At 51.0% G+C, this 11,960-nt stretch carries 9 protein-coding genes; 3 read left to right on the top strand and 6 right to left on the bottom strand.

Features of this window, described 5'->3' with window-relative positions:
* Positions 1 to 70 precede the first annotated feature (70 nt).
* The 5 genes from FEK30_RS11460 to FEK30_RS11440 are packed head-to-tail and all read right to left on the bottom strand — an operon-like array spanning position 71 to position 6,767.
* Entirely contained in the window at positions 71 to 1,063 is a 993-nt protein-coding gene (locus FEK30_RS11460; protein ID WP_138073255.1) for a phosphotransferase family protein, read from the bottom strand.
* 2 nt (positions 1,064 to 1,065) lie between these two features.
* The gene (locus FEK30_RS11455) at positions 1,066 to 2,880 is read right to left on the bottom strand and encodes an ABC transporter ATP-binding protein (protein WP_255447865.1); all 1,815 of its coding nucleotides are present in this window, start codon (positions 2,878 to 2,880) and stop codon (positions 1,066 to 1,068) included.
* 24 nt (positions 2,881 to 2,904) lie between these two features.
* Positions 2,905 to 4,071 carry a glycosyltransferase family 4 protein gene (locus FEK30_RS11450; RefSeq protein ID WP_138073253.1) on the bottom strand — a complete coding sequence of 389 codons (1,167 nt, stop codon included), beginning with the start codon at positions 4,069 to 4,071 and terminating at the stop codon, positions 2,905 to 2,907.
* Complete coding sequence (locus FEK30_RS11445; RefSeq protein WP_138073252.1) at positions 4,068 to 5,309, bottom strand: glycosyltransferase family 4 protein; 1,242 nt, start codon at positions 5,307 to 5,309, stop codon at positions 4,068 to 4,070. The genes FEK30_RS11450 and FEK30_RS11445 overlap by 4 nt, the downstream gene beginning before the upstream one ends.
* A gap of 36 nt (positions 5,310 to 5,345) precedes the next feature.
* Positions 5,346 to 6,767 carry a glycosyltransferase family protein gene (locus FEK30_RS11440; RefSeq protein ID WP_255447864.1) on the bottom strand — a complete coding sequence of 474 codons (1,422 nt, stop codon included), beginning with the start codon at positions 6,765 to 6,767 and terminating at the stop codon, positions 5,346 to 5,348.
* A 260-nt stretch (positions 6,768 to 7,027) separates the two neighbouring features.
* On the opposite strand from FEK30_RS11440, the gene FEK30_RS11435 reads away from it, so the two are divergent.
* On the top strand, positions 7,028 to 7,417 hold the full coding sequence (locus FEK30_RS11435) for a hypothetical protein (protein WP_012307058.1): 390 nt from the start codon (positions 7,028 to 7,030) through the stop codon (positions 7,415 to 7,417).
* A gap of 131 nt (positions 7,418 to 7,548) precedes the next feature.
* A complete protein-coding gene (locus tag FEK30_RS11430; RefSeq protein ID WP_138073250.1) occupies positions 7,549 to 7,791 on the top strand; it encodes a hypothetical protein in 243 nt (80 codons plus the stop codon).
* Between the two features lie 102 nt (positions 7,792 to 7,893).
* Here FEK30_RS11430 and FEK30_RS16775 read toward each other — a convergent pair whose 3' ends face one another.
* Positions 7,894 to 8,037, bottom strand: coding sequence for a hypothetical protein (locus FEK30_RS16775; RefSeq protein WP_168191145.1), 144 nt, complete (start codon positions 8,035 to 8,037; stop codon positions 7,894 to 7,896).
* Between the two features lie 369 nt (positions 8,038 to 8,406).
* On the opposite strand from FEK30_RS16775, the gene nifJ reads away from it, so the two are divergent.
* Positions 8,407 to 11,943, top strand: a complete 3,537-nt coding sequence (gene nifJ / locus FEK30_RS11425; RefSeq protein ID WP_138073249.1) for a pyruvate:ferredoxin (flavodoxin) oxidoreductase — start codon at positions 8,407 to 8,409, stop codon at positions 11,941 to 11,943.
* The last annotated feature ends 17 nt before the right edge of the window (positions 11,944 to 11,960 follow it).

Here is an 11,960-nt window from a genome sequence, read left to right as displayed (position 1 = left end):
GGCAGATTGCTTCAACTCTAAGGATGACCTGGGGCAATGAAACAACATTGAAAATTCCATGAGAAATTTCTCATCTAACCTGTTGCAGTTGTTCGGCAAGGCGATCGCCACAAAGTTCGATCAGGGTGGGAATATTCGGGCGACGCTCTAGAATACGCCAACTAATGGCAATATGCCGCAGGAGAGTGAGGTTAGCGTAGATATCAATAGCTTGACTCAGATGGGAGCTTTCTGGGGGGTGTTTTGCCAAAAAAGCTGCCTTTAAAGCGTGTTCCTGACTGAACATGGCATTGGGATCACCCCAGGTGCGGAGGCTCTGCTCGGTCATGTGGGCGATGAAATTCCCCAGATCAACGGCGGGATCTCCCTGACAATAGAGGTCGAGATCCACCAACCAGAGGCGATCGCCATCTACCAAAATTTGGTCAGGGTAAAAATCCCGGTGAATTGTTGTTGAGGGGCGGGGATGCTGTTCTAAGCTTTGTCCTAGCCGTTCACTCTGGGCAATAAAGTGCTGAATTTGTGTTTGCCATTGGGGTTGCTGGTGGGCAAAATCCCGGAGGCGATCGCCAAGAATTTGTAATTCGTCAGCAATGGTATGGGTCTTTGGGGTGGGTACGGAATAGGTGTGGATTTTGTGGGCGAGGTCGGCAATTTTTTCCGGCAAACCTGACTGAGTAGGCAGTAACTTTGTTGCCGGTTGACCAGGCACCCACCGTTGGAGCCACATCCGCCAGGGTTCAACAATACCGAGAGGTTCCGGCACCGATAAGCCATCTTCACTATCCCCGTGGAAGCCGTTTTCCCATAATGCTCGCTGGTAGCCATAACTTTTGTAATCTGTGCCCTTGGCGCGAATTTTACCAAGGATAATCTGTTCCCCTGCGTCGGTTTCCAGGTGGTAAGCAATCAAGGCCCGGCGTCCGATTTTATGGCGTAGCAGTTCGGCCTTGATCACCCTCCGTACAGTGGGAAAAATGGTAATGAAATGCGGCTGGGCTAACTGGGGATCGAGGACAAACGGTAGCCAGGGCATTTTTGGATCAGAGGAAATTTCTGCCATGGTTAACGCCCCAAGGATTTGGTGACGGTTGCGAGGGTTTGCCGTTGGAAAAGGTCGGCATAGACGCCCTGACGAGCCAGTAATTCGGCGTGGGTGCCCTGTTCTCGGATTTGCCCCTGATCGAGGTAAAGGATTTGGTCGGCGGCGATCGCCAACTGGAGGTTATGGGTGACGAGAAAGGTGGTGCGATTTTCTGCTAACCGTTCTAGGGCTTCAAAAACCAACTGTTCATTGACTTTATCCAAACCGCTGGTGGGTTCATCCAGGATCAAAATGGGGGTTTGTCGTATGGCGGCCCTGGCGATCGCCAACCGTTGCCGTTGTCCACCGGAGAGGGTTGTGCCCCGTTCCCCCACCACTGTGTCGTAGCCCTGGGGCAGTTGCAAGATAAAGTCATGGGCATTGGCTAAACGGGCCGCTGCCTCGATATCCGCCATCGTTGCGTCCTCGATGCCATAGGCGATATTTTCCCGGATCGTTGCCGCAAACAGTAAACTCTCCTGCAACACCACCGCCATTTGGTTCCGTAAGCTCGTCAGTTGATAATCCCGCAGATCCTGACCATCGATAAGAATTTTTCCCGCTGTTGGGTCATAGAGGCGCAACAACAAACTGAGAAGCGTCGATTTTCCACTGCCGGAAGCACCAACGAGGGCAATTTTTTCGCCGGGTTGCACCGTTAAATTTAGCCCCTTAAGAATTCCTTGGTCGGGATGATAGCCAAAGGAGACATTTTTAAATTCAATCACCCCCCGGAGAGACGGCGCGACGATCGCCCCTGGTTTGTCTTGAATATCGGGGGTTTCCGCCAAAATATTTAAAATCCGTTCCCCCGAAGCCGCCGCCTTTGCCAGACGCCCAGTATATTTCGCAAAATTTTGCACGGGTTTGTAGGCATTGCGCAGATAGGTTAAAAACACCAAAACTGTTCCTGGCGTGAGGGCATCTTCGATCACCAGATGTGACCCATAGCCCATCACCAAGGCCGTACCTAGGGCAATCAACACATCCACCACCCGCTCTAGGTTTGCGGCCAATCGTTTGGTTGCAATACTCTCCTGGAGGCTCTGTTGGTTCTGGCGACTAAAAAGATCCGCAAAGGCTTGCTCTAGGGAAAGGGCTTGCACCAGTTTAATCGCGGCGAGGGATTCAGCGGCGGTGGCGGCGACGGCCCCTTCCCGGTGGCGTTGGGTGAGGGAAGCACGGCGAATTTTGGTACTTAAACGGCTGGCAGCAAACCAAAACAGCGGAAAAGTCACGAGGGATAAGAAGGTGAGTTTCAAGTCAAGCCAGGCCATTACCCCAAGCATTCCCCCCAGGGTTAACAGGCTAACCACCAGGGGCAACGCCGCCGTGAGCAAAATTTCCTGGAGACGGTTCGCATCGCTACTGACGCGGATAATCAGGTCACCACTGCGGGCTTGGTAGTGGTAGCGCAGGGAAAGCCGTTGCAAATGACTGTACAGTTGATCCCGCACCTGGGCCATGACGCGACTACCGACGATCGCCAAACTGACGGTATTCCAATAGGTGGCGATCGCCCGACTGACGGCAATGACGATCACCCCGGCAGCAATGAAAACCAAGAGCCAAACCGGATCGAGATTTGTAAAGCCGAGAAAAGCCAGGGTCGGTTGAGTTTGAGCCGGAATCAGCACCCCATCAATGAGCAGCTTGAGGGGCCAGGGTTCCAATAGCCGTAACCCCACATCCGCCAGTAAAGTCACCATCGCCACTAGCAAGAGTCGCCACTGGGCACGAATTTGGGGCCAAAAGGTGGTGATTACAGCCCAGAGGCCAGGGACAGCTTGGGTCATGGGGGAGGCACGGTGCATATTTTTCTAACTTTTAACCTTAACGTTAAAAAACGAGGCTTTGGCGATCGCCAAAATTTGGGCGGCAATATGATCCCAGGTATGGTGTTTAAGCACGAAACCACGGGCAGCCAGACCTAACTGTTCCCGGTACTGGGGCGATCGCCAAAGATGTTCGAGGGCTTGGGCCAGGGCTGTTACTTCCCCCGGTGGATATAAAATCCCCGTCACGCCATCGTCAATAATGTCCGGCAGTTGACCGATGCAACTCGCTACCACGGGCAACCCCGCCGCCATGTATTCCACCACCTTGAGGGGGGAAAAATAAAAATTTTCACTGGCGGGATAGGGGGCAACCGCCACGCTCATTTGCCCCAACCAGTGGGGGACGGCCTCTGGAGCCACGGCACCTGTCCATTGCACCTGGGCCGTTAACTTGCGCTGGGCGATCGCCTGTTCAAGGACTTGCCGTTGGGGGCCATCGCCGACGATCAACAACTGGGCTTCCGGGACAGTTTGTCGCAGTTGGGCAAAGGCTTCAATGAGGCAATCTAGGCCATGCCAAGGCTTGAGGGAACCCACAAAACCCACCGTAAACGGCTTTGCGGCGGACGGCTTGAAAACATCCGAAAATCGGTCTGGATTCACGCCATTGGGCAGCACAAAAAGGCGATCGCCCGGCACCCATTGCCGTAAATAGGCCTTCACCCCCTCGGACACGGCGATTAAAGCCGTTGCTTTCCCAAAGGCTGTCGCTGCGACCTGCAATGCTAAATCCCGGTCTATTAAACCCCGGTGGGTGGCCTGTTCTTCAATTAGGGGTGCATTCACTTCTAAAATGCCGGGAATCTGCCAGTTTCGCGCAGAGGTCATCCCCGCCTGGCTCCAGAGGGAATAACGTTCATAGACGAGATCGTAGGGAGATGCCTGGGTTAATAAATTTTGCAATGTCTGATTTTGTTGAAAGAGTCCCTGCTCACGGCTTGCCAGATCTCCTTTGGGCACTTTGGGCAAGCAGTAAACGGGTAAATCGGCCAAATCTGCGGGCGGTTCACCTCCAAGCCTCGCGGCAAACAGCGTTACCGTTGCTCCCTGGTTCTGAAAGGCACGGATCATCTCTTGCACATGGATCGAGGCCCCTTTACAGCCAAAGACCGGAATGCCTGGATCGGCGCAGACATAGGCAATTTTCATCGTTGGGCCTCCCCTTGGTGGAACAGTTGGCGGAGTTGGGCGGCATTGCGCTGGAGATCAAAGGCTTGTTCTAAACGCTGGCGGGCTGCCTGGGCGAAGTGGTGCCGTAAATCCGTTTGGTTTAAAAGAATTTGGAGGGCTTTGGCGAGTTGTTCTGGATCATTTTGGGCCACCAGCAACCCTGTCTCCTGGTGTTGAATAATTTCGGGAATTCCTGTGACGTCCGTTGCCACGCAGGGAGTCCCCAAGGCGATCGCCTCTAACAAAACTGTAGGTAAACCGTCCCGATTGCCATCTTTCCCAATGACATAGGGAGCGGCGAAAACTGTCGCCTGTTTTAGGAGTTGAAATACTTCTCCCTGGGGTTTGGGGCCAATGATCTCCACCCAAGGTTCTAGTTGGTGCTGGGCAATTTGCGATCGCAATGTCGTTTCTAGGGGGCCACTCCCCACGATGTGACAGTGAAACTCGCAACCCCAACGGCGCAGCAGATCACAGGCGGCGATCAGATAGGTCAAGCCCTTCTTTTCCACGAGGCGCGACACCGACAAAATTAACGGTGGCTGTGGATTTTCTAAATGGGGTTGGTAGGGAAGTTCCGTTAAATCCATGCCGTTGTAAATGCGTTTGACCTTAGTTGCTACTTCCCCATACTGCTGCTGTAAATAGGCACGGTTATAGTCACTGACAGTCACCACAGCGCAGGCATCTTGGAGTTTGCGGCTAAAATCTGCCGGATCGACGCTCTCGTGGAAAATGTCTTTTGCGTGGGCCGTAAAGCTGTAGGGAACCCCGGCAAAATGGGCCGCTAACCGGGTAACGCTGGTGGTGACGCTGGCAAAATGGGCATGGAGATGGGTGATCCCCTGGTGGCGGACGGCTTGGGCGAGCCAGAGGGCTTGGTACAGAACACTGGAGCGTTCTCCGGCGGCGTAGGCTAATTTTTCCCAGAGGTCGGGGATCAGGGCGGCGGTAGCTTGGATTTCTGCCCAGAGGTAACTGGCGGCGGTGGGATTTTGCCCCAATAAATCGGGGTGCGATCGCCCTTGGCTGGGTTTTTGAATGTAGGTGACAGGGGCTTTGACCCTGGCAATTTTGTCTTGAAAATGACTATCCACCGGGGGCCGCAGGGCAAAAATTTTGATGTCTAAACCCGCTGCTTCGTGGGCGAGAATTTCATTGACGATAAAAGTTTCTGAATAGCGGGGATAGCGTTTAACAACGTAGGCAATGGCCATGGCACATTGAACAAATAATAAAAATAAGATGATGGACTAGGAAGCTTGGGCAGTAAAACCGCTAGAAGTCTTGAGCATCTGAGCTAAAAGGAGGGGCAATTGTTCGGTGGCCTGGAGATTAAGACCAGCACTACACTTGGGGGATTTTGGATCACAACGGAGCCAAGCCACTAGATTCTGAGGATTAACCTGGTGGGGATGGAGCACGTCCACCAGACCTAATTTTTTTAAACGGGTCGCCCGCAGCCATTGTTCCTGGCGGGGTTTTATCCGGGGAATAATCAAAGCGGGTTTCTGGAAGGAAAGAATTTCACAGGTGGTATTGTAGCCGCCCATGGCAATCACCCGTTCGGCGGCGGCCATGAGAATCGTCGGTTCAGGACAGTAGGGAAGGATCGTCAGGTGGGGATTATGTTGGGCGATCGCCCCTAGGGTTTGGCGCACGGACTCCGGCATAAAAGGCCCCATGAGTAGCACCCCCGGATTTTCGGCGGTGAAGGGAATTTGGGCAAAGGCGATCGCCAGGGTTTCCCCATCTTGGCCGCCACCCACCGCACCGAGGACGAACTGGGCTGGTAAATCCCATGCTTTTAAGGTTTCTTGCCAGGGTTGCCCTAAATACTGGAGGCGATCGCATTGATTGAAATAACCGAGGGGCAGCATTTTTGCGACCACCTCTGGGGAAAAATCATATTCTCGCCGCAGATCGTAAACCTGGGGATCGCCGTAAATCCACACCGCATCATAGTAGCGACGAATGGCCGTTTCGTTGTCCGCCCGTTGCCAATCTCGCCGCACCGCTGCCGGGTCGTCCAACACATCCCTTAGCCCCAAAACACAGCGCATCTGGGGCTGCTTCCGGATGTATTCCAGGCTGGGGTCTAGTTCCCGTTCCGCTCCCCTGGGGACATTATCGACGATGAAAACATCCGGTTGAAATTGTTGAACGGCGTTTAAAATTAGCTGCGATCGCAACTCAATGATGTCCCGTAACGGCAAAGCTAAATGACGCGCCCGATAGGAACCATCCCGGCTTTTTTTCAAGGCTGGCAAACTTAAACAATCAATCCCCGCAGTAGCAAGCCCTTCATTGCCATCGCCCATGCCACTGATGAGCAAAATATCCAGGGGCAAGACTGATCGTTGTAGGGTCTGCGCAATCAACACATTACGCCGTTTGTGACCCAAGCCCATGGTGTCGTGGGAATATAGCACGATGCGGTGGCGAGGAGCTGACGGCCTAGATCGGGGAGCTTGTTTCCCAGAAACAGAGGTTGGGCTAGAGATTCCCTGGGGCGATCGCCATTGAACATTCCGTTGTCGTTGGGCGGGTTCCATGGGCAAAGACCTCTCCTTTGGGATCTGACCTCGACATTGATCGCCAGATTCTTGACGATTATGGATATCTTGACCCGCTTCCCTAAACCCCTGGTGAAGATTCCATGAGAAAACCTTCATGGAAAAAGCCTAGATAATAAAGTTTCTCTATGGCTTATTTGCACTGAGGATTACGGCAGCTTGGGGGAAATGTAAGGCTAAAGACCGCTGAAAAATTCAAACATCAGTAGATAATAAATCCAGGGTGAGCGTCAAAAATTTAGACAAACTGCATCAGTAAAATTTTGTGGCCACTACTTATCCCCAGCAACCTGACCTAATCGTTCCAGAATGCTTCAGTCTCTAACTTTTCTAGTTTTCCCTCACGGGAGGTTTGTTCCATGTTTCTGAAAAAAGTTTCTCTGACGGTCTTGTCTTCTCTTCTCCTGCTCGCGGGTGCCTCGATCCCCGTAAAAGCCCAGGTCTATGTCAATGGCGAATATATCCAGGGCGAAGATTTGATGATCCTTGAGTATCTGGCTGGCGGCTCGATTCCTGCGGGGAGTTACTGGCTGGATTACTACACTGGTGCGTGGGGCTATGCAGGCGATTACACGGTGCAAGGTTACCTTGGCGCTGGCAGTAATAATTACGACGGCAGCTATGGGAATGATTCTAGCGGCTATGATTCCTACTACAGCACCGGTGGGGCTGGGGGCTACGGTTCCTATGTCTCCGATGGTGACTGCGCCTATTTCTCATCGGGAGATATCTCAGTTTCTACCTGCTAAAGATCAAGAGGGCGATCGCCACAGCGATGAGCATGAACTAAACCGTTTTCCTTAGTGGCGATCTACTTACTCTTTGCCAGGGCCTCTTTATCCTCGGCAATAACCATTTCTTCGTCTCAAAGTACAGCTTTATGGTTACTAATCACTCTTATATCTTTCCTGCTGGCAATAATCTAGCATTTTGGGAAATTCCAAAAGATTCTGGATTGATTAATGTTTTTGCTGCTTATCCAGTCTATCCTGTACGTCCTCCCAACGTCGAAAAAGACTCTAATTGGGATACTTCCACAGATATTTCTGTAATGGTTCTTCTTCTTGGTTTGATTATTACTTGTGTTTTAGTCCTTTGCTTTAACCAACCAAATGGACGTTGAGATTGAAATCTCAACAATCTTCTAGATTGACTAGGTATAGGCGAAAGGTTGGGGTTTACGCGCGAAAACCTCAGCCCAAGGCCAATTTTCCTAGGTAATTCTTTAATTCTTTGAATTCTCGTGGGCGATCGCTAAACCGACGAGATTTTTATGCTGGCAATAGGCCCAGCTTCTTGGCCAACCACCGACAGTTTTTCCTCTATTGCCGAAGGTGTCATAATCAATCTCTACTAAAAAAGTTGGCACCAAAACCATGCCCAAGATCGTTACAAAAAAAAGTAAAAAATAACTTTTCTTATTTAGCTTCCCCTAGGATTTCAACGAAATTTAAACCTTCACTGATTTTTATCATTTTCTACAGCAGAACAACCCAAGACAGCAAGAAATGTCTCTAAAATTAGAAGTGTAAATATTTCCTTGATTTTCCGGATCAGACCAATCAAATTCTATTTTTTCTTATAACTTTTAGCAAGCATTTTGTTGTTAAAGTCAACAAAGTATCAGGCTCAAAAAATAGCCAACATCAATCACTTTTTCCACTGCCTCGACTCACAAAACAGATCATCACCTACGATTTCCACCCAGTCACCAGCAAAACATTAGAATTTTGAGATTATGGCTACTAACACAATTGCCACCCTCGATGCGAATGAAGCCGTCGCCAAAGTTGCTTACAAATTAAACGAAGTCATTGCCATTTATCCCATCACCCCCGCTTCACCGATGGGCGAATGGGCCGATGCCTGGGCCTCCCAAGGACAGCCAAATCTCTGGGGAACCGTGCCCAGCATCATCGAAATGCAGAGTGAAGGTGGCGCTGCCGGAGCTGTCCACGGCGCACTGCAAACGGGTTCTTTAACGACAACCTTCACCGCCTCCCAAGGGCTACTGTTAATGATCCCCAACCTCTACAAAATTGCGGGGGAATTAACCTCAGCGGTGATCCATGTCGCCGCCCGTTCTGTTGCGGCCCAAGCCCTCTCCATTTTTGGCGATCACTCCGATGTGATGTCTGTGCGGGGGACGGGATTTGCCCTGTTGTCGTCCGCTTCAGTGCAGGAAGCCCACGATATGGCGTTGATTGCCCAAGCGGCAACCATGAAAGCCCGTGTACCCTTCATTCACTTCTTTGACGGGTTCCGCACCTCCCACGAAATTCAAAAAATTGAATTACTCGATGAATCCGTTTTACGGGATTTGATCGACGATGAGGATGTATTTGCCCATCGCGCCAGAGCCTTAACCCCCGATCATCCAGTGGTGCGCGGCACAGCCCAGAACCCCGATGTCTTTTTCCAAGCGCGGGAATCGGTGAATCCGTTCTATGACAAATGCAGTGCCATTGTGCAGGAAATGATGGATCGCTTTGGGGCACTGACGGGACGCGCTTACAAATTGTTTGAATATGTGGGCGCGCCGGATGCGACACGGGTGATTATGCTGATGGGTTCCGGTTGTGAAACCGTCCATGAAACGGTGGATCACCTCAATGCCCAAGGGGAAAAAGTTGGCGTTTTAAAAGTGCGTTTATATCGTCCCTTTGATGGATCGGCATTAATTGCGGCGTTACCGAAAACCGTCGAAAAAATTGCGGTTTTAGACCGCACGAAGGAACCCGGTGCGAATGGTGAACCGCTCTATTTAGATGTGGTGTCGGCGTTGATGGAAGCTTGGGAAGGCACAATACCGAAAGTTGTTGGGGGACGTTATGGTTTGTCTTCTAAAGAGTTTAACCCGGCGATGGTAAAGGGGATTTTTGATGAATTAAATCAAGCTAAACCCAAGAATCACTTCACCGTTGGCATTAATGATGATGTTAGCCACACTTCCCTTGCCTATGATCCGAGTTTCTCTAGTGAGCCGGATAGCGTGGTACGGGCGATGTTTTATGGCTTAGGTTCCGATGGAACCGTGGGCGCGAATAAAAATTCGATCAAGATTATTGGAGAAGAAACGGATAATTATGCCCAGGGTTATTTTGTCTATGACTCGAAAAAATCAGGGGCAGTGACGGTTTCCCATCTGCGCTTTGGCCCCAATTTAATTCGCTCCACCTATTTAATTAATCAGGCGAATTTTGTGGGCTGTCACCAATGGTTATTCCTCGAAAAATTAGATGTGCTGAGTGGTGCAAAGGATGGTTCAATTTTTCTTTTAAATAGTCCCTATGCTCCGGATCAAGTGTGGGATCAATTGCCCCTTGAGGTGCAGGAACAAATTGTTCGCAAAAATTTAAAATTCTATGTGATTAATGCGAATAAGGTGGCCCGGGAAAGTGGCATGGGCGGAAGAATTAATACGGTGATGCAAACCTGTTTCTTTGCTCTCTCTGGTGTCCTGCCAAAAGAGGAGGCGATCGCCAAAATTAAGGAATATATCCAGAAGACCTACGGCAAGAAAGGCGCGGATGTGGTCACCATGAATATTCAGGCGGTGGATAACACCTTGGCGAATTTATTTGAGGTCAAGATTGGCGAGGCAAATAGCCCGATCCGTAAACCTCCCGCCGTTTCCCCCAATGCGCCCGACTTTATGCGCAATGTCCAAGCACCGATGCTGATCAAAGAAGGCGATCGCCTGCCGGTGAGTTGTCTACCCTGCGATGGCACTTATCCGACGGGGACCTCTAAATGGGAAAAACGCAACGTTGCCCAATTCATTCCAGAGTGGGATCCAGAGGTTTGTATTCAATGCGGTAAATGTGTGATGGTCTGTCCCCACGCGACGATCCGCGCCAAAATTTATGAACCCAATCTATTAGGAAATGCGCCGGAAAGTTTTAAATCCATTGATGCGAAGGACAAGAATTTTTCGGGGCAGAAATTCACGATTCAGGTGGCTCCGGAAGACTGTACCGGCTGTGGCGTTTGTGTGGATGTTTGTCCGGCAAAAAATAAGGCACAACCCGCCAAGAAAGCAATCAATATGGTGGAACAATTGCCCCTACGGGAACAGGAAAGAACGAATTGGGATTACTTCCTCAGTTTGCCCTTGCCGGAACGGCGCGAATTAAAACTCAATCAAATTCGTGAACAACAATTACAGGAGCCGCTCTTTGAATTTTCTGGTGCTTGTGCGGGCTGCGGTGAAACTCCCTACATTAAATTGGTGTCCCAACTGTTTGGCGATCGCACAGTGATTGCCAATGCGACGGGTTGTTCCTCCATCTATGGCGGCAACTTACCGACCACCCCCTACACCACCAATGCCGAAGGTCGGGGCATCGCTTGGTCGAATTCTCTGTTTGAAGATAACGCCGAATTCGGTTTAGGCTTCCGTCTTTCTATCGATAAACAAGCCCAATTTGCGGCGGAATTATTACAACGCTTAAGCGGTGAACTTGGTGATAGTTTTGTCGGTGAATTGTTAAATGCCAGCCAAGCTGATGAAGCCGACATTTGGGAACAACGGCAACGGGTGCGAGAACTGAAAAATAAACTCGCAAGCCTCAATTCCCCCGATGCGAAACAGCTAGCGTCTCTCGCCGATTACCTCGTGAAAAAATCCGTCTGGATCGTCGGTGGGGACGGTTGGGCCTATGACATCGGGTTTGGGGGTCTCGATCATGCGATCGCCAGCGGGAAAAATATCAACATTTTGGTGATGGACACCGAGGTTTATTCCAACACCGGCGGACAATCCTCCAAAGCGACCCCCCGCGCCGCCGTTGCCAAATTCGCCGCTGGTGGGAAACCCGCCCCGAAAAAAGACCTCGGTTTAATCGCCATGACCTACGGCAATGTGTATGTCGCCTCCGTTGCCATGGGAGCCAAAGACGAACACACCCTGAAAGCCTTCCTCGAAGCCGAAGCCTACGAAGGCCCCTCCCTGATCATCGCCTACAGCCACTGCATTGCCCACGGTATCAATATGCAAACCACCATGAGTCACCAAAAAGAACTCGTCGAAAGCGGACGCTGGCTACTGTACCGCTATAACCCCGACCTCAAAACAGAAGGTAAAAACCCCCTCCAACTCGATAGCCGTACCCCCAAAGGCAGCGTCGAAAGCTCCATGTACAAAGAAAATCGCTTCAAGATGCTCACCATGACCAAACCCCAAGCGGCGAAGGAACTGCTCAAACAAGCCCAGAGCGATGTCGATACCCGTTGGCGGATGTACGAATACCTTGCCAACCGTCCCGAAGCCTAACGCCTCAAGTCCCCCTT

The sequence above is a fragment of the Picosynechococcus sp. PCC 11901 genome, from assembly GCF_005577135.1.
Taxonomy (GTDB): domain Bacteria; phylum Cyanobacteriota; class Cyanobacteriia; order Cyanobacteriales; family MRBY01; genus MRBY01.
This window is presented reverse-complemented; position numbering and strand designations above follow the sequence as displayed.

Bases quoted from the DNA above. Each gene is read 5' to 3' on its own strand.
- FEK30_RS11430 (WP_138073250.1), top strand. From the start codon at position 7,549: ATGGTTACTAATCACTCTTATATCTTTCCTGCTGGCAATAATCTAGCA.
- FEK30_RS11450 (WP_138073253.1), bottom strand. From the start codon at position 4,071: ATGAAAATTGCCTATGTCTGCGCCGATCCAGGCATTCCGGTCTTTGGC.
- FEK30_RS11445 (WP_138073252.1), bottom strand. From the start codon at position 5,309: ATGGCCATTGCCTACGTTGTTAAACGCTATCCCCGCTATTCAGAAACT.
- FEK30_RS11460 (WP_138073255.1), bottom strand. From the start codon at position 1,063: ATGGCAGAAATTTCCTCTGATCCAAAAATGCCCTGGCTACCGTTTGTC.
- nifJ (WP_138073249.1), top strand. From the start codon at position 8,407: ATGGCTACTAACACAATTGCCACCCTCGATGCGAATGAAGCCGTCGCC.
- FEK30_RS11435 (WP_012307058.1), top strand. From the start codon at position 7,028: ATGTTTCTGAAAAAAGTTTCTCTGACGGTCTTGTCTTCTCTTCTCCTG.
- FEK30_RS11455 (WP_255447865.1), bottom strand. From the start codon at position 2,880: ATGACCCAAGCTGTCCCTGGCCTCTGGGCTGTAATCACCACCTTTTGG.
- FEK30_RS11440 (WP_255447864.1), bottom strand. From the start codon at position 6,767: ATGAAGGTTTTCTCATGGAATCTTCACCAGGGGTTTAGGGAAGCGGGT.